At 72.3% G+C, this 16993-nt stretch carries 17 protein-coding genes; 11 read left to right on the top strand and 6 right to left on the bottom strand.

Annotation, left to right across the window (positions count from 1 at the left end):
* Window positions 1–30 precede the first annotated feature (30 nt).
* The 3 genes from ACFPFQ_RS36340 to ACFPFQ_RS36330 all read left to right on the top strand — a co-directional run bounded on the left by ACFPFQ_RS36340 (window position 31) and on the right by ACFPFQ_RS36330 (window position 3375).
* On the top strand, window positions 31–1155 hold the full coding sequence (locus ACFPFQ_RS36340) for a sensor histidine kinase (protein WP_379627205.1): 1125 nt from the start codon (window positions 31–33) through the stop codon (window positions 1153–1155).
* On the top strand, window positions 1152–1811 hold the full coding sequence (locus ACFPFQ_RS36335) for a response regulator (protein ID WP_379627203.1): 660 nt from the start codon (window positions 1152–1154) through the stop codon (window positions 1809–1811). Before ACFPFQ_RS36340 ends, ACFPFQ_RS36335 begins: the two co-directional genes overlap by 4 nt.
* Window positions 1812–1878: 67 nt before the next feature.
* The gene (locus ACFPFQ_RS36330) at window positions 1879–3375 is read left to right on the top strand and encodes a hypothetical protein (RefSeq protein ID WP_379627201.1); all 1497 of its coding nucleotides are present in this window, start codon (window positions 1879–1881) and stop codon (window positions 3373–3375) included.
* On the opposite strand, the gene ACFPFQ_RS36325 is transcribed toward ACFPFQ_RS36330, so the two are convergent.
* From ACFPFQ_RS36325 to ACFPFQ_RS36315, 3 genes are all read right to left on the bottom strand, one after another.
* Window positions 3314–3955 carry a LysE family transporter gene (locus tag ACFPFQ_RS36325; RefSeq protein ID WP_379627199.1) on the bottom strand — a complete coding sequence of 214 codons (642 nt, stop codon included), beginning with the start codon at window positions 3953–3955 and terminating at the stop codon, window positions 3314–3316. The genes ACFPFQ_RS36330 and ACFPFQ_RS36325 overlap by 62 nt on opposite strands.
* Before the next feature lie 190 nt (window positions 3956–4145).
* On the bottom strand, window positions 4146–4844 hold the full coding sequence (locus tag ACFPFQ_RS36320) for a hypothetical protein (RefSeq protein ID WP_379627197.1): 699 nt from the start codon (window positions 4842–4844) through the stop codon (window positions 4146–4148).
* 271 nt (window positions 4845–5115) lie between these two features.
* Entirely contained in the window at window positions 5116–6009 is an 894-nt protein-coding gene (locus ACFPFQ_RS36315; protein ID WP_379627196.1) for an isocitrate lyase/PEP mutase family protein, read from the bottom strand.
* Between the two features lie 106 nt (window positions 6010–6115).
* Here ACFPFQ_RS36315 and ACFPFQ_RS36310 point away from each other — a divergent pair, with 106 nt between their 5' ends.
* From ACFPFQ_RS36310 to ACFPFQ_RS36300, 3 genes are read left to right on the top strand one after another with little or no spacing between them, the layout of a single operon-like run.
* On the top strand, window positions 6116–6772 hold the full coding sequence (locus ACFPFQ_RS36310) for a GntR family transcriptional regulator (RefSeq protein WP_379627194.1): 657 nt from the start codon (window positions 6116–6118) through the stop codon (window positions 6770–6772).
* Entirely contained in the window at window positions 6769–8811 is a 2043-nt protein-coding gene (locus ACFPFQ_RS36305) for a hydantoinase/oxoprolinase family protein (RefSeq protein WP_379627192.1), read from the top strand. The genes ACFPFQ_RS36310 and ACFPFQ_RS36305 overlap by 4 nt, the downstream gene beginning before the upstream one ends.
* A 1-nt stretch (window position 8812) precedes the next feature.
* Complete coding sequence (locus tag ACFPFQ_RS36300; RefSeq protein ID WP_379627190.1) at window positions 8813–10669, top strand: hydantoinase B/oxoprolinase family protein; 1857 nt, start codon at window positions 8813–8815, stop codon at window positions 10667–10669.
* A gap of 5 nt (window positions 10670–10674) precedes the next feature.
* Here the strand turns inward: ACFPFQ_RS36300 and ACFPFQ_RS36295 are convergent, their stop codons facing one another.
* Window positions 10675–11151 carry a pyridoxamine 5'-phosphate oxidase family protein gene (locus ACFPFQ_RS36295; RefSeq protein WP_379627188.1) on the bottom strand — a complete coding sequence of 159 codons (477 nt, stop codon included), beginning with the start codon at window positions 11149–11151 and terminating at the stop codon, window positions 10675–10677.
* Between the two features lie 32 nt (window positions 11152–11183).
* On the opposite strand from ACFPFQ_RS36295, the gene ACFPFQ_RS36290 reads away from it, so the two are divergent.
* The 3 genes from ACFPFQ_RS36290 to ACFPFQ_RS36280 all read left to right on the top strand — a co-directional run bounded on the left by ACFPFQ_RS36290 (window position 11184) and on the right by ACFPFQ_RS36280 (window position 13032).
* Window positions 11184–11789 (top strand): isochorismatase family protein, encoded by a 606-nt coding sequence (locus tag ACFPFQ_RS36290; RefSeq protein ID WP_379627186.1) that lies wholly within the window; start codon window positions 11184–11186, stop codon window positions 11787–11789.
* A 335-nt stretch (window positions 11790–12124) separates the two neighbouring features.
* The gene (locus ACFPFQ_RS36285; protein WP_379627184.1) at window positions 12125–12568 is read left to right on the top strand and encodes a TIGR03618 family F420-dependent PPOX class oxidoreductase; all 444 of its coding nucleotides are present in this window, start codon (window positions 12125–12127) and stop codon (window positions 12566–12568) included.
* Window positions 12569–12621: 53 nt separating this feature from the next.
* Window positions 12622–13032 carry a hypothetical protein gene (locus tag ACFPFQ_RS36280; protein WP_379627182.1) on the top strand — a complete coding sequence of 137 codons (411 nt, stop codon included), beginning with the start codon at window positions 12622–12624 and terminating at the stop codon, window positions 13030–13032.
* Here ACFPFQ_RS36280 and ACFPFQ_RS36275 read toward each other — a convergent pair.
* A complete protein-coding gene (locus tag ACFPFQ_RS36275) occupies window positions 13001–13495 on the bottom strand; it encodes a MarR family winged helix-turn-helix transcriptional regulator (protein WP_379627180.1) in 495 nt (164 codons plus the stop codon). The two genes, ACFPFQ_RS36280 and ACFPFQ_RS36275, sit on opposite strands and share 32 nt — an antisense overlap.
* A gap of 52 nt (window positions 13496–13547) precedes the next feature.
* Here ACFPFQ_RS36275 and ACFPFQ_RS36270 point away from each other — a divergent pair, with 52 nt between their 5' ends.
* Window positions 13548–13988 (top strand): nitroreductase/quinone reductase family protein, encoded by a 441-nt coding sequence (locus tag ACFPFQ_RS36270; protein ID WP_379627178.1) that lies wholly within the window; start codon window positions 13548–13550, stop codon window positions 13986–13988.
* Between the two features lie 234 nt (window positions 13989–14222).
* Here the strand turns inward: ACFPFQ_RS36270 and ACFPFQ_RS36265 are convergent, their stop codons facing one another.
* Window positions 14223–15239 (bottom strand): AsnC family transcriptional regulator, encoded by a 1017-nt coding sequence (locus tag ACFPFQ_RS36265; RefSeq protein WP_379627176.1) that lies wholly within the window; start codon window positions 15237–15239, stop codon window positions 14223–14225.
* Between the two features lie 145 nt (window positions 15240–15384).
* Between ACFPFQ_RS36265 and ACFPFQ_RS36260 the strand changes: the two genes are divergently transcribed.
* Entirely contained in the window at window positions 15385–16992 is a 1608-nt protein-coding gene (locus ACFPFQ_RS36260) for an ABC transporter substrate-binding protein (protein ID WP_379627174.1), read from the top strand.
* Window position 16993: the final 1 nt, after the last annotated feature.

The raw sequence follows: 16993 nt of genomic DNA, 5'->3' as shown, positions 1-16993 counted from the left end.
GACGCAGGGTGGCGGGCCACCTCGACAACCATGGGGGCCGTGATCGCCGTCGCCGATACTCACACCGGCGCCGACGCAGGCCTGCCGCGCCGGGCCCGGACGCTGGCGGTGGCCGCCTGCGTCGTGGTGCTGCTGCCCACCGTCCTCCTCGGCTCCGACGTCTCGCTGTGGGGCCGGCTCGTCGCGGCCGCACTCGTGGTGGTCCAGGCCGCGGCGATGTGGTTGATGGGCAGCTCCCCGGGCCGGGCCGTGGCCGTCGTGATCGTCGCGGGGGCCGGCATCCAGCTGTTGGCGCCCGCGGTCGGGTTCGGCATCGCGTTCGTCGCGCTCTGCACGCTGGCGTGGCTGCGACCGCCCCGGACGTCGCTGTGGGCACTGGCCGGCACGCTGGTGCTGGCCGCGCTCGACGGGCTGGTGGCCCGGCCGTGGACCGAGGCGATGCTGTGGGCGGCCGGAGCGGTGCTGGCGTGGACCTGGGGTCAGCTCGGCCGGCTCAGCGCGGCCCGGCGACGGGCCGAGACGCGCCGGGCGATCCTCGAGGAACGCGCCCGGATCTCCCGCGAGCTGCACGACGTGCTGGCCCACACCGTGTCGGTGATGGTGGTGCAGGCGGGCGCCGCCGACGACGTGTTCGACGTCAGCCCGGACCGGGCGCGGGAGGCGGTGCGGGCCATCGAGACCACGGGCCGGCAGGCGCAGGCCGAGCTGCGCCAGCTGCTGCGCACGGTGCGTCCCGACGCCGGCGCCGAGCAGGCGCCGCAGCCCGGGCTCGCCGAGCTGGCGGCGCTGGGCCGCTCGGTCGCCGCGGCCGGGCTCGACGTCCGGATGCAGGTGGATGCCGGTTCGGGCGACCCGATCCCCGCCGGCATCCAGCTCTCGGCCTACCGGATCGTGCAGGAGTCGCTGACCAACGCGCTGCGCCACGCCCACGCCGCTCGGGCGGAGGTGGCGGTGCGAGTCGTCCGCACCGCCGACGGTCACCACATGCTGGTCGGCGTGCACGACGACGGGCGGGGCGGGAGCGGGCGGGCCGGAAGCGGTCAGGGCCTGCTGGGGATGCGGGAGCGCGCCGAGCTGTTGGGCGGCACGTTCGAGGCGGGTCCCGATCCGGCAGGTGGGTTCCGGGTCTCGGCGCTGCTGCCGGTGCCGCGATGACGAGCGTGCTGATCGCTGATGACCAGGAGCTCGTCCGCACCGGGTTCCGGATGATCCTCGACATCCGTGACGACCTGGAGGTGGTCGGGGAGGCCGAGGACGGCGAGCAGGCGGTGCGGCTCGCCGCGGCGCTCCGTCCCGACGTCGTGCTGATGGACGTCCGCATGCCCGTCATGGACGGGATCGCGGCGACGCGGGCGCTGGTGGCCTCCGACGCCGCCCCCAAGGTGATCATCCTGACCACCTACGACCTCGACGAGCCGCTGCACGCCGCCCTGCGCGCCGGGGCCAGCGGGTTCCTGCTCAAGACCGCCCGGCCCACAGAGCTCGTGGAGGCGATCCGCGTGGTCGCCCGCGGGGACGCGCTGCTCGACCCCGTCGTCACCCGCCGGCTGCTCGACCGCTTCGCCGACGCCGTCCCGCACGACGATCCGCGGCCCCGGCTGGCCGATCTCACCAGTCGCGAGATGGACGTGCTCGCGCTCGTCGCCCGCGCGGCGTCCAATGCCGAGATCGCCGCGCAGCTGGTCGTCGCGGAGGCCACCGTGAAGACCCACGTGTCGGCGATCCTGCGCAAGCTCGGCGTCCGCGACCGGGTGCAGGCGGTGGTGCTGGCCTACGACGCCGGGCTGGTGCGCCCCCGCAACTCATCCTGAAGTCGTAGATCGAAGACCGGCGCCGCGACGGAGGCGCCCCGGCCCGCCCGGACCTACGGTGATCATCATGGCGATCGTGCCCGACCGGCCCCGGCCCCACCTGCGCGTCATCGTCGTCCTGCTGTTCGTGAACCTCGGCGTCAGTGCCGTGTTCGGCGTGCTCACGCTGCTCTTCCGGACCGAGATCGTCGACTTCCAGCTCGCCGGCGGCTCCGACCAGACCCGCGACGACCTCGAGCTGTCGCTGTGGATCCGCGCGCTGCTGCTCATCGTCGTGGCCGTCGCCTACATCTGGATCGCCCGCCGGCTGCTCGCCGGCCGCCGCGCGGCCTACCTGCGGGTGCGCGCGATCTCGATGATCGGGCTGGTCGCCGTCGGCTACCTGCTGCTGTCCGGCGCGTATCCGGTGTGGCTGCGGTCGATCGAGGTGGTGCAGGTGCTGCTGCTCGCCGCTCTGGTCGTCGCCACGAACCTGCGGGTCGTGCGCCAGGCGTTCCCGCGGTCGACGACACCGGACCCGCGGCCGACGAACCGCAGGGCCGCGCTGCTGCTGGTCGTGCTGGCGCCGGTGGTCGCCGAGGTGATGCTCGGCAACGTCTCGCTCGCGCTGGCGTGGACGGTGCTGATCTACGTTCCGATCTACGGCGCGGGTGCGCTGCTGGTCCGGGAGCTGGTGCGCCGCGTCGGCGGCGGGCTGGGCAGCCTGCTGCTGATGGGCCTCGCCTACGGGTTGTTGGAGGAGGGCCTGGCGCTGCAGGGCCTGACCAGCCCGACGCTGTACGGCGCGAGTCACTGGGCCCCGCCGCTGTTCGGCGTCAACGTCGCCTATGCCGAGCTCAACCTGCCCTACCACGCCGTGTTCAGCGTCCTGATCCCGATCATGCTGGTGGAGCTGGTGTTCCCGCAGCACGGCAGGCTCCCCTACCTGCGCAGGCCGGGCGTCATCATCACGGGCGTCGTCACCCTGCTGGGGGCGGCACTCATGCGCCTCGCCGTGCCGCCGACGATCGATCCCGACTACGTGATCCCGCTCCCCGCGGCGATCACGATCGTCGTGCTGATCGCCGCGGCGACGCTGCTCGCGCTGCGGATCCTGCCGCGCCGGAGCCCGTGGCGGCCGGCGCCGCTGACGCCGCCGTCACGGACGGTCGTCGGCACGGTGTGCGGTCTGGCCGCGCTGGCCTACATCGGGCTCACCTTCCCGTTCGACGGTGCGAAGCAGCCGGCGTTCACCCACGGGCTGTGGGTGCTGCTGCCGATGGCCGCGGCCGCGGTGATCGCGCTGACGGGCGGGATGCTCGCCCTGCGGTGGAGCGCGGCACCGGAATGGTCGGACCGGTACCGGCTGGTCGCCCTCGGCGGCGCGCTGATCGGGCACACCGTCTTCGCCGTCGCCGCGAGGGCCACCACCTGGCCCGACCGCATCGCGATGGTGGTGGTCCTCGCGATCACGGCGGTGCTGCTCGTCCGTCTCGACCGGCGGCAGGCCGCGGGCGTTCCGGTCAGCCCAGGACGATCCGCAGTGCCAGCACCGCCATCACCACACCGCTCGCCACGGCGGTGACCCGGCGGCCGCGGGCACCCGTGACGGCCCGTCCCAGCAGCGCGCCGCCCCCGGCCAGCAGGAGCTGCCAACTGGCCGAGGCCGCCAGCGCGGCGAGCACGAAGACCACCTGCTCGGCGGGCGTGGGGCTCGCCGACCCGGTCTGCAGGCCGACGACCAGCGCCACGAAGTAGACGACCGTGGTGGGGTTGATGATCGTCAGGCCCACGAGGTGCAGGAAGACCCGCTTCGGTCGAGCACCGGGCTCGGTCACGGTGCCCGGCGCGGCGGTGCGGAGCCCGGACCACACCGCCCGCACTGCCAGCACGATCAGCACCGCGACCGACACCCAGCGCAGCACACCCAGCGCGGGCCGGATGGCAGCGGCGAGCGCACCGCCGCCGAGGACAGCGGCCAGCGCGTAGGCGCCGTCGACCGCGGCGACGCCGAGCGCGGCGGCCGCCCCGGTGCGGAACGACGTGCGGGCGGTGAGCAGCACGACGTACGTCGCGACGGGCCCGACGGGGACGGCGATGCCGAACCCCGCCAGCAGCCCCGCGGCCAGCGCGGCGATCACGTGCGGAAGCGGGTCGACCTCCACCGGCGGCCGGTCTGCTGCTGGACCGGCGCGGTAGCGACGGCACCACACAGCAGGTCAGCGAGTCGGGAGAACATGCAGGCATGGTCGTGCACGTCCGCCGGAACCGGCAACCGGGTTTCGGCTGGGAGGGTGCTGAAGAACTCCGGCCGTGGCGAGCGGCGTCCAGGTGGTGTCATCGCAAGGCGCGCTCCTAGCGTGCGCCGTCCACGAGCATCGTGAGCAGGCTCGACAGGTCGGTGCCCGTCACCGCCCAGGCCCGCACGAACGTCGACGCCGGCACGAGCGACGGCATCGTCGTCACCACGTCGACGACCGCGCCGGCATCGGTGAGGGCGAAGGCGATCTCGGCGAGGCCCCGGCAGTCCAGCAAGCGGAACGCGGCGAGCGCAGCCTCCTGCACCCGCTCGGCGACGGCGTCGTCGAGCTTCGCGGGGATGTCGATCCCGTCGTCGGCAGCAGGGTCCTCGACCGTGCGGAGCTCCGCGGGCGCGCTCACGCGGACGTCCCCGTCGGGGAACTCCAGCACCCCGCACCGGACGGCACGCCCCTCGCCGGATCCGGTGGCGATCCCAGCCGCGCCCAGCAGCGTCGCAACGAGCGCGCGGTCGCGCACCGCGGCGCTGGCCAGCAGCCGCGAACCGACGTACGGAACGCCGATCATCTCCAGGATGCCCTGCACGGTGCCGCCCTTGCCGTAGGGGCCGTGCAGCACGGGGAACACGACATCGGCGCCGCCCACGATCGCCGCGTCGAGCTCCCCCGACGGCGTGATGGCGGTGGCGACGGCGTCGAAGCGGGCGGGGTCGAGGTGGGCGAGCACGCTGTCGGCCGAGGCCCGCTCGCCGTCACGCCCACCGGACAGGACGGCCACCCGCACCTTGGCTCCCATGCGGGCGAGCCTAGATGCGCCGACCCACCCCGACTCAGGGGCCACCTCACCCCGACTCGCGGGCCGATCCGTCCCGACTCGCGGTGATTGCGCCGATCGAACACGCCGATTTCGCGATTCCGGCACGCCGATTTGGCCGATCTGGCACGCCGTGTGCGCCGATCGAGCACGCATCACGCGCGCGTGGCCGTGTCGACATCGCGCACACGGCGTGTCGAGATGGGCAAATCGGCGTGTCGGGATGGCGGAATCAGCGGCGGGGCGGGGTCGGTCAGGAGCCGAAGCGCTGTTCCAGGTCCTGGACCTCGGGGAGGCCGATGAGGTCGGTGAAGCCGTCGAACGTCGGGAGGCCCGCCATCGCCGCCGCCGGCGTGCCGTCGGTCCTGATCGTGGCGAGCAGCGCCTGGATGCCCGCCGTCGCGGCCAGCAACGTGCCGATCGGGAACAGCACCAGCGAGAAGCCGTGCTCGGCGATGCGCTCCAGCGGGATCGGTGGCGTGCGGCCGCCCTCTGCCCAGTTGAACACCAGCGGCGCGACGCCCTTGAGCTCCGTGGCGACCTGCACGATGGCGTCCTCACTGGTCGGCGCCTCGACGAACAGCACGTCGGCACCGGCCTCGGCATAGGAACGGGCCCGGGCGATCGCCGCGTCCAGCCCCTCGACGGCGGCGGCGTCGGTGCGCGCGATGAGCACGAGTTCCGGGTCGCGGCGGGCGGCGACGGCGGCCCGGATCTTCCCGACCATCTCCGCTGCCGGGATCACCTCCTTGCCGCTCATGTGCCCGCACTTCTTGGGCGTGACCTGGTCCTCGAGGTGGATCCCGGCGACGCCCGCCTGCTCGTAGCCCTGCACGGTCCGCAGCACGTTGATCGCGTTGCCGTAGCCGGTGTCGGCGTCCGCGATCACCGGGACGTCCACCGCGGCGATGAGCCGGCGGGCGTTGTCGATCATCTCCGTGGCCGTGAGCAGCCCGACGTCCGGCCGCCCGATCAGCGAGGCCGTCGTGCCGAACCCGGTCATGTAGACCGCCTCGAAGCCGGCCTGCTCGATGAGCCGGGCCGACAACGCGTCATAGGCCCCTGGCGCGACGAGCGGCTCCGCGCGAGCCAGCAGCTCGCGCAACCGGGCGCGGGGTGACGTCGGTCCCGACAGCAGCTCTCCCACTTGCTTCCTTCCGCTATTTGTATGCAACTTGGCAAAAAGTAGTCGCGAATCCTTGCCGGGGGAAGCCGTCCGCCATAAGTTGCACACAATCTGACGGAGGGTAGGCATGACGCGGGCATCGGAACGGGCCGCCGGCACGATGCGGGAGCTGATACTGAGCGGCGACTTCGCCGCTGGCGCCCGGCTGGGTGAGGCGGAGCTGGCGGAGCGCCTCGGCGTCAGCCGGACACCCGTGCGCGAGGCGTTGACCCGGCTCGCCGCCGAGGGACTCGTGGAGATCATCCCCAACCGCGGCGCCCGCGTGAGCAGCTGGACGGTGGCCGAGCTGGAGGGCGTCTTCGAGCTGCGCGCCGCGCTGGAACCCCGCCTCACCGGGTTGGCCGTGCCCCGCGCCTCCGCAGCCGACACCGCCGAGCTCGCGGACCTCGCGCACGCGATGGAACGCGTCGGGCTGCCCGGCCCCGGCCAGGACCTCGACGCCATCGTTGCGCTCAACCGCGCGTTCCACGGCCGTCTCGTCGCGCTCGCCGATCACCCCGCGATGGCCACCGCGCTGGCCGGGGCCATCCACGCCCCGATCGTGCTGCGCAACTTCCACGCCTACGACGACGCATCGCTGCGCCGCAGCCTGTCCCACCACGTCGAGATCGTCGCGGCGATCCGGGCGGGCGACCCGGCCTGGGCCCAGGCCGTCATGACCGCACACATCCACAACGCGCGGGCCGTGATGGTCTGCGTGGCTGCAGAGGAGACAGGCGTATGACGTACCGCCTCGGTGTCGACGTCGGCGGCACCTTCACCGACGTGCTGCTCGTGGAGGAGGCCAGCGGCGCCACGTGGCGGGCCAAGACGGCCTCCACCCCCGCCGACCAGGCCGTCGGCGTGCTCACCGGGATCGGGAAGGTGTGCGCCGAGGCCGGGATCGAGCTCTCGGAGGTGGCACAGGTGCTGCACGGCACCACGGTCGCGACCAACGCGATCCTGGAGGGCAAGGGCGCCACCGTCGGCCTCGTCACGACGAAGGGCTTCCGGCAGGTCCTGCAGATCGCGCGCTCCTTCGTTCCCGGCGGGCTGGCCGGCTGGATCATCTGGCCGAAGCCCGAGCCGCTGGCCGCACTGGAGAACACCGTCGAGGTCGACGAGCGCATCGCGAGCGACGGCGCCGTGATCCGCGCGCTCGACGAGGACGACGTCCGCGCGCAGCTCGGCAAGCTCTCCGGCATCCAGGCGCTGGCCGTCTCGCTGATCAACTCCTTCGCCGACCCCGCGCACGAGCAGCGGATCCGGGAGATCGCCGCCGAGCTGCACCCCGGCATCCCCGTCTCGCTCTCGAGCGACGTGCTGCCGGAGCTGCGCGAGTACGAGCGCACCGTCACCACCGTGGCGAACGGCTACGTCCAGCCGCAGGTCAAGCGCTACGTGGAGACGTTGAGCGCGAAGCTGGCCGAGGGTGGGGTCACCGGCGAGCTTGCCATCCTGCGCAGCGACGGCGGGCTGTCGTCGGCCGCCGCGGCCGCCACGTCACCGGTGACGATGCTGCTGTCCGGCCCGGCGGGCGGCGTCACGGGCGCGGTGTGGATCGCCGAGCAGTGCGGCTACTCCGACCTCATCACGTTCGACATGGGCGGCACCTCCACCGACGTCGCACTGGTGCAGGGCCTCTCGCCGCGCATCGGCCGCGAGACGAAGGTCGGCGACCTCACCGTGCGCGCCTCCAGCGTCGACGTCCGGACGGTCGGCGCCGGCGGCGGCTCGATCGCCCACGTGCCCGAGCTGACCCGCGCGCTGCGCGTCGGCCCGCAGTCGGCGGGTGCCGATCCCGGCCCGGCCGCCTACGGCAAGGGCGGCACCGAACCGACCGTGACCGACGCCAACGTGGTGCTGGGCTACCTGCCCGCGACGCTGGCCGGGGGCGAGATCGCCTTGGACGTCGCCGCCTCCCGCGACGCGGTCGACCTCGTCGCCAAGGCCATGGGACTCGGCTCGCCCGAGCAGGCCGCGGCCGGGATCGTCGACATCGTCAACGAGAACATGCTCGGCGGCCTGCGCCTGGTCTCGGTGCAGCAGGGGTTCGACCCGCGCGACTTCGCGCTCGTCGCCTTCGGCGGTGCGGGTCCCCTGCACGCCAACGCACTGGGCAAGCTGACCGGCGCCTGGCCGGTGATCGTGCCACCGTCTCCGGGCGTCCTCTGCGCGTTGGGGGACGCGACCACGTCCAAGCGCAGCGAGTCGGCCCGCACCGTGCTGCGGCGGTTCGCCGATCTCACCGGGGGTGAGCTGGCCACGATCCTGCGGGAGCTGGCCACCGACGCCGGGGCGCGGCTGGCCGAGCAGGGCGTCGCCGCGGCCGACCAGACCGTGACCTACCAGGTGGACGTGCGCTACCACGGCCAGGGCTTCGAGATCCCGATCATCGTGCCGGGACTCGACGGCGACCCGCTCGCCGCGCTCGCCGCGGACTTCGACACCGAGCACGAGCGGCTGTTCTCGTTCCTGCTGACGACCGATCACGAGCTCGTCAACGCGCGTGCGACCGTGTCCGGCCCGCGCCCGGAGGTGGCCGCGGTGACGCTGCCGCCGAGCGAGGGCCCACCGACCCCGATCGACACGCACCCGATCCACGTCTCGGGCACCACGGTCGAGGCGAACATCTACGACCGCGCCACCCTCCGCGCAGGCGACGTGATCACCGGGCCCGCGATCGTCACGGAGATGGACTCCACGACCCTCGTGCTGCCCGACCACGCCGCCACCGTGCACCCGTCCGGCAGCCTGCTGATCAACCCGATTTCGGAGGCGTGAGATGGCGCGCATCATCGAGACGGCCACCGGTGCCGTCGAGAAGACCGACGTCGACCCCGTCACCCTGGACCTGATCGAGAACGGCCTGCGCAACGCCCGCTACGAGATGGACGAGGTGCTCTTCCGCACCGCGCTGTCGCCCGGCATCCGCGAGCAGCACGACGAGTTCCCGCTGATCGCCGACCCGAGCGGGAAGATGGTGGTGGGGCAGTTCGGCCTGTCGGTGCCCGATTTCCTCGACGGTTTCGACGGCACCGTCGAGGAGGGCGACGTGCTGCTGACCAGCGACCCGTACGCCTGCGGTGCCGCTATCAGCCACGCCAACGACTGGCTGATCGTCGTGCCGATCTTCCACGACGGCCGCGTGGTGGGCTGGGCGTCGATGTTCGGGCACATGTCCGACGTCGGCGGCAAGACGCCGAGCTCGATGCCCACCGACGCGCGCACGATCTACGAGGAGGGCGTGGTGATCCCGCCCTTCAAGCTGTACTCGCAGGGCCGGATCAACGAGGACGCGCTGCGGATCATCCTCAACCAGGTGCGCATGCCCGACTGGAACCGTGCCGACCTCAACGGGCTGGTCGCGGCCTGCCGCACCGCGTCGCGGCGGGTCGTCGAGATGTGCGAGCGGTTCGGCACCGCCACCTACCTCTCCGCGCTCGACGCGCTGCTGCAGCGCAACTACGACGCGATGAAGGCGCTGCTGGGCATGGTGTTCGAGGACGGCAGGACGCTCTCGTTCACCGACTACATCTGCGACGACGGTGTGGGCAACGGGCCGTACGAGCTGAAGCTCTCGCTGACCCGCACCGGCGAGAAGGTGCACCTGGACTTCACCGGCAGCTCGCCGCAGGCCGCGGGCCCGATCAACTACTACATCAACGAGAACCTCACCCGGATGTTCTTCGGCATCTACATGATCACGGTGGCCGACCCGCAGATCCTGTGGAACGACGGCTTCTACCCGCTCGTCGACGTCACGATCCCGGACGGCTCGTACTGGAAGCCGAAGCACCCGGCCTCGCTCAACGGGCGCAACCACGGCATCGGGCGCGTGTTCGACCTGTTCGGTGGACTGCTGGGCCAGACCAACCCGGCGCTGCTCAACGCGGCGGGCTTCTCGTCGAGCCCGCACTTCATGTACTCCGGCCACTACTCCGGCGGTGACCGCAAGGGCGAGTGGTTCCAGCTCTACTCGATCGGCTTCGGCGGGATCCCGGGTCGGCCGCTCGGCGACGGTCCCGACGGCCACTCACTGTGGCCCAGCTTCGTCAACATCCCGTGCGAGTACCTGGAGTCCTACTACCCGCTGCGGATCGAGAAGTGGGAGACGATCGCCGACACCGGCGGCGCGGGACTGCACCGCGGCGGAAACGGCGTCGACGTCGCCTACGTGTTCGAGGAGCCCGGCGAGATCGCGATCCACGACGACCGCTGGCTCACCTACCCGTGGGGCGTCAACGGCGGCACCCCCGGCGCGCGGGGCACGAAGTGGCTCGACCACCCCGACGGCACCCGCACGGTGCTGCCGTCCAAGTGCCACGACGTGAAGGTGTTCCCCGGCGACGTCCTGCACTTCGTCACGTGGGGCGGCGGCGGCTGGGGCGACCCGCTGGAACGCGACCCGGCGCTCGTCGAGCTGGAGGTGCGGCGCGGGCTCGTGACGACCGACGGTGCCCGGCGCTACGGCGTGGTGATCGGCGACGCCGCGGCGACCGCGGCGCTGCGCACCGAGCTGCGGGCCGCCCGACCGGCTGAGCTGCCCGTCTTCGACATGGGCCCGCCCATCGCCGAACTGCTGGCCAACTGCGAGGCGGAGACGGGGTTGCCCGCGCCGAAGCGACCGACATGGGCCTGACCCGCTCAGTACTGGTTGCGACGCGCCTCCAGCCGCAGGGCCGCGTCGATCATGCGCGCCGGCACCTTGAAGCCGTGCTGGCTGCGCGCGATCTGCCCGGCCGTCGGCACGTCCTTGCGATCGGGCCACGTCGCGGTGCCGTTGACGCGCAACGTGTCGCCGATACCCGGGATCATGAACAGCATCCCGACCTGCGGGCGCTCCAGGATGTTGAGCAGGCTGTCGAGGCGGCGGTTGCCCCTGCGGTCGCCGAAAGCGAGCGTCCGGTCGTCGAGCACGATGACGCTGCCGGCCGGGTCGCCGCGCGGCGAGACGTCGCAGCTGCCGTCGTCGGCCATGGTGGCGAGCAGGAAGAACGGGCTCGCCTCGAGGAACCGGCGCGACTCCGCGTCGATGTGGTCGGTGGACTTCTCCGCCACCGCCCGATGCGGTTCCTTGACGACCTCGCCCAACGCTTCCCGGGACGTGATCACCTGAAGCATTGGGTAAGGCTACCCTTAATCGGCAGTGCGCGGTGAGCGGCCCGCACGGCACCGCGTTCTCGGGACGGGTGGGCTGGGGCACCCGTCCCGCGGTGCTCGTCATCGACCTCGTGCGTGCCTACACCGATCCCGCCGGGCCGTTCGCGCTGCCCGACCCGGCCCCGGCCGTCGCCGCGACGGCCGAACTGGTGGCCGCGGCCCGCGCCGCAGGCCACCCGGTGGTGTGGACGGTCGTGCGCTACACGAGCGGAATGATCGACGGCGGCCTGTTCGTGCGGAAGGTGCCCGCGCTCGCCGCGTTCGCCGAGGATGCAACGGGAGGTTGGGGTGAGCTCACCGTGCGGCCGATCGCGGGCGAACCGGTGGTGGCGAAGCAGTACGCGTCGGGGTTCTTCGGAACCTCCCTCGCGTCGACTCTGCATGCGGCCGCGGTGGACACCGTGGTGATCGCCGGCGTCTCGACGTCGGGGTGCGTGCGGGCAACAGCCACCGACGCGCTGGGTCACGGCTTCCGCCCGCAGGTCGTGCGGCAGGCGTGCGCCGACCGCACGACGGCGCTGCACGACTCCAACCTGGCCGACCTGGATGCGAAGTACGCCGACGTGATCGACCTGGCCGAGGCGTTGCGGCAGCTCTGAGAGCTGCGGGTAGCAGGGGCCCGGCGTGGGGCTGCGGGGTGCGATTCTGTGATCAACGCCTACTGGTTCGGTGTTGACCATGACCCAGTGGGCGTTGATCTCCGTGCCGGTGGCCGAGCGCGCACTGGTTCATGATCGAACCGGAACCTGTGGGCGTTGATCACTCGCCCGGCGCGGCGGGCTCTCGCGTTGGGTGCAGTTGCAAGTAGGTCCACGCAGGCAGGCCGCCTGCTGTCGGCGATGGCAGGAAAGCCACTTTCCTGCAACGTCGTTGCGGGAAAGTGGCTTTCCTGCAACCGGGCGCGGGACAACGGGGCACAGGGCACACTCGACCCGTGAGCATCGATCTCGATCCCGTCCGCGCCATGGTCGCCAAGGAGACGGGGCTGGCGAGCATCAGCGTCGTCCGCGCCGACGGCACCCCGCACAGCTCGCTGGTCAACGCCGGCGTGCTCGACCATCCCATCAGCGGAGTGCCGGTGGTCGCCTACGTCACCTACGGGCAGGTGAAGCTGCGCAACCTCCGCGCCCGCCCCGCCACGTCCGTGCTGTGGCGCTCGGGCTGGCAGTGGGCCGGCATCGACGGGCCGAGCCAGCTCATCGGGCCGGACGACCCGTGCGAGGGCATCGACGCCGAGGGTTTGCGCCTGTTACTGCGCGCGATCTTCGTCGGGGCGGGCGGCTCGCACGACGACTGGGACACGTATGACCAGGTCATGCGCGATCAGGGCCGCGTCGCGGTGCTGATCGAGCCGACCCGCGTCTACGGCAACGGCTGACGTCTTTCGCGAATCGACCACGGGAGGCGACCCCGTGGCGCACCCTCCCCCGCATGACACTCCCGAACGCCTCCGACGCCCCGCCGCTGCACACCGACGCCGACGTGCTCGAGCGCGTCCGACAGATCGTCGGACCGGCGATCGCCGCGAGCCAGCTCTGGATCATGTTCGTCGACGGTGACGGCCGGCAGGCCCCGGTCGTCATGCCGGTCTCGGACGTCCCCCGACACCCGCCGACCGGCCTGCTCGCCGGGCTGACCGGCGTCATCGGCGGCCTGCACCGCGAGCTGATCACCGACCGCGGCTCCGGGTCGGTGATCCTCACCTACGAGCGGGTCGGGCCCGACGCGGTGCAGCCTGCCGACCGGGAGTGGGCCGCCGCGCTCATCGGGTGCTGCGAGCGGGCCGGGATGGCGCTGCGGGGGATCTTCCTCAGCACCCGGGCCGGGGTACGGCGGCTCTGAGTCCCGCGACGTCGTCCCGGATCCGCGCCGCCTCCGCCAGCTGCTGTTCCCGGCCCCGTTCGAGAAAGTCCGCGATCACGCCCAGCTCCGCCTCCGTGTAGCGCTCCAGCAGCGCGACGCCCGAGTCGCGGATCGGCCCGTAGACCCGATCGAGCCGCTCCGCGCACCCGGCGACGACGGTGATCACGGCGCGACGACGGTCGCCCGGGTCGGTGTCGCGCGCGAGCAACCCGCGCGCCACCAGCCGCTGGACCGCCTCGGTCGTCGCCGCCGGGCTGAGCCCGACGGCGGCCGCGAGCGTCCCTGCCGACTGCGGGCCGCCGACCGTCACGACGCCGAGCAGCCGCAGGTCGGTGCGGTTGATCCCGAACAGGGCCGCGGCCGCCTGGTCGACGACGTCCACGGAGTCACCGAAGCGTTCGGCCGCGGTGGCCGCGCGCTCCACGGCAGATTGCTTCGGCACCCGAAGGACTGTAGCGTCGAGGAAAAGATTCGGCTACCGAAGGGATTTCCAGATGGTTTCCACCGCGCTCCCCGGCTGGCTCCGACCGGCGAACCGGCTCATTCGCGGGATGAGCCGGATCGGCCTGTCGCTCGGCACGATCCACGTGCTGACGGTGCCCGGCCGCACCTCGGGACGGCCGCGACCGACACCCGTCTCCCCGCTCACGGTGGACGGGCGCCGCTACGTCGTCGCCGGGCTGCCGGACGGCGACTGGGCCCGCAACGTCCGGGCGGCCGGCCGGGGCGATCTCGCCAAGGGCCGCCGCCACCAGCGGGTCGATCTCGTGGAGGTGACCGACGCCGACGTCCGGCGCGCCGTCATGATGGCGTTTCCGACCGAGGTGCCGGGCGGCGTCTCGTTCTTCGTCCGGCTCGGCCTGGTCACGACGGCGAGCCCGGCGGAGTTCGCTGCCGCCGCCGACCGGGTCGCGGTGTTCGAGGTGCGCCGCTGAGCACCGCCGGTCCGGACGTCAGAGGTCGAGGATCGGGCAGGTGAAGAACCCGCCGGAACCCTTGATCTTCCGCGCGCCGGGCTTGGGGTTGCCCTTGCGGGACCCGATGGGAGGTGGAGGCCACCTGACCCCGGCGCCTCGGCACGCCCTGTTGCAGGAAAGCCACTTTCCCGCAAGGAGGTTGCAGGAAAGTGGCTTTCCTGCAAGGCGAGGGTGGCGGGGCGGCGGCCCTGATCACCGCTGCGCCGTCCCCGCCACCAGCGGCGCGGGGGCGAGTCCCAGCGTCCTGGCCACCGCGACGGCGAAATGGTCGGCAACCCCCTGCGCGGTGGCGACGTAGTCGTCGTCGAGGTTGGTCAGCCGGTCGTAGTACATGCTGATCGTGGCCACCAGCGAGTCGCCGTAGAGCATCGGCAGCGTCAGGAGGCTGACGTACCCCTCGGCCCGCACCAGGTCATGGGCGGCCGCCATCAGCGGGTCGGTGCGCGCGTCGGCCACCACCATGTGCAGCCGCGTGTCCCACACCCGCTTGATCACGCCGTCGGTGCGGCCGTCCTCGATCCGCTCGATGAGCGCGTCGAGGTAGCGCGTGGAGATCCCGCGCAGCTTCGCCACGCTCGTCGCCCGCCTCCCGACGCCCGGCTTGCTCGTGGCGATCAGCGCGCGATCGGCACCCAGCCCGATCGTCACCGCGTCGCAGATCGCCTCGGTGAGCTCGTCGAAGTTGCCGTAGCGCGGCGGCCCGATCATCTGCGCGGCGAGCACCTCGGTGTCGATCCGCGGCCCGGGCGGGCCCCCGGCGCGCGCCGGGCCGCCGACCTCGCCGATGAGGTGGCACGAGGCGGCCGACCGCACGCCGGGATGGCTCTCCACCGTCTGCACCTGGAACCGCAGCGCCGCGGCGTCGTCCGGGAAGGACGCGGCCACGAGGACGTCGGCGGAGCCGGTGATGAGGTGCACGCGGTCCACCTCCGGCAGGGCGGCGAGGTACTCCGCCACCTGGAAGCGCTTGCCCGCCTCCGTATGGAGCAGGTAGACCATCCGGCTGCGCTGCGTCGACTCGGCCAGGTCCGCGGTGACGGTGAGCCCGTGCTCCGCGACGAGGCGCGCGATCCGGCTCCGGACCGTCTTCTCCGACACCCCCACCAGCTTCGCCAGCTCCACGTTCGGAGCGCGGCCGTCCTGCTTCAGCGCGGCGATCAGCGCCCGATCCAGTTCGTCCAGATCTCGGCGACGTTCTCTCCCAGGCATCTTGACGTCCTACCCCCTCATCCCGTTAACTCCCCGAAATCGGCATCAATAACCCATCAAGTGCCGATATTCGACCCTATCACTCTCCCCGGCAGCGGCTTACGCCGATCTTCGGGGTTCGCAACGACGCGCATTGGGAGACCGGATGTCCGGACTGATCGGATCGCGCCGAACGAGGGCCGCCGTTGCGGCGGCAGCCGTGCTGGGCCTGGTGCTGGCCGGATGCGGCGGTGGGACCGGTGCGCAGGCGCCTGCGCCCGCTGGCCCCGGAGCGTCGATCGGCACCGCGCCGACGGGGCCCGCCAACCCGAACGCCACCCTCCGCTTCAGCTACGCCACCGACGCGAGCAAGAACTACGACCCGGCCACCGCGGCCAACCAGTTCGTCAACGCGTTCCTGCTGCCCGCCTACGACCGGCTCTTCGACATCGACGCCAAGGGCGCGGTCGTGCCGATGCTCGCGGAGCGCTCGGGGCTGACCGACGACGGCAGGACGCTGACGCTGACCCTGCGCGAAGGCGTGGTCTTCCACGACGGCACCCCGTTCGACGCCGCCGCGGTCAAGGCCAACATCGAGCGCGGCAAGACCGCGGAGCGCTCGACGCTCAAGCCCGACCTCGCCGTCGTGACGGCCGTGGACGTCGTGGACGCCCGCACCGTCGCGCTGCGGCTCTCCGCGCCCACCGCGTCGCTGCCGGCCGCGCTCGCCGACCGGGCCGGGATGATGGTCTCCCCCAAGGCCTTCACCAACCCCGATCTGGACCTCAAGCCCGTCGGCGCGGGGCCCTACCGCGTGGTGGAGGACCAGCCGGGCGCGCTCGTGGTCTACGAGAAGTTCGACCGCTACTGGAACGCCCAGGCCAACACGAACGCGGTCAAGCGCATCGAGATGCGCATCCAGCTCAACCCCGAGACGCGGCTGCGCTCGATCGGCGCGGGCGAGTTCGACGCCACCGCGATCAACCTCGACCAGTACGCGGCGGCGGCCGGCGCGGGCGGCCAGGTCCTCGTGCAGCCCGGCACCGGCGCGTTCCTGGTCTACCTGAACATGAGCAAGAACCCCGCGCTCGCGAAGCCCGACGTCCGCGCCGCACTGTCGATGGCCGTGGACCGGGCCGGCATCTCCAGCGCGATCCTCGGTGGCCAGTGCGCGGCGTCGCCGCAGATCTTCCCGAAGGGCTACTGGGCCGCCGCCACCGATCTCGGCCCCGCAGCGTCGACGTTCGACGTGACCGCGGCCAAGCAGAAACTGGCCGACGCCGGGTTCCCGAACGGCTTCTCGATGTCCATGACCGTGATCAACGTGGCGCCCTACTCGACGGTCGCCGAGGCCGTCGCGAGCCAGCTCGGCCAGATCGGGGTGAAGGTCGACCTGCAGGTCGCCGAGCCCGCACAGGTGATCGCCGGGTTCACCGGGCAGAAGAGCGTCGACTCCTACGTCTCGGCGTGGCCCGGTGCCGTCGACCCGGCCCGCACGGTCGCCTCGCTGTTCCTGGCGGGCGGCACGTTCAACCCCGGTGGCACGCAGGACGAGGAGATCGCGCGGCTGGCCAAGCAGGGCCTGGCGATCCCGGACGGCGACGCCCGCGCGAAGGTCTACCAGCAGATCGCGGCCCGGGCCGTCGACCAGCACATCCAGCTGCCGATCTGCAGCTCGCCGGTGCTGCTGATGGCCTCCTCCAAGGTCCGTGGGCTCGGCACGACGATCGCGGGCGCGCCCGACCTGCGTGCCGTCGAACTGGTCACGGGCTGAG

This window comes from Pseudonocardia sp. GCM10023141 (genome assembly GCF_042653605.1).
This window is presented reverse-complemented; position numbering and strand designations above follow the sequence as displayed.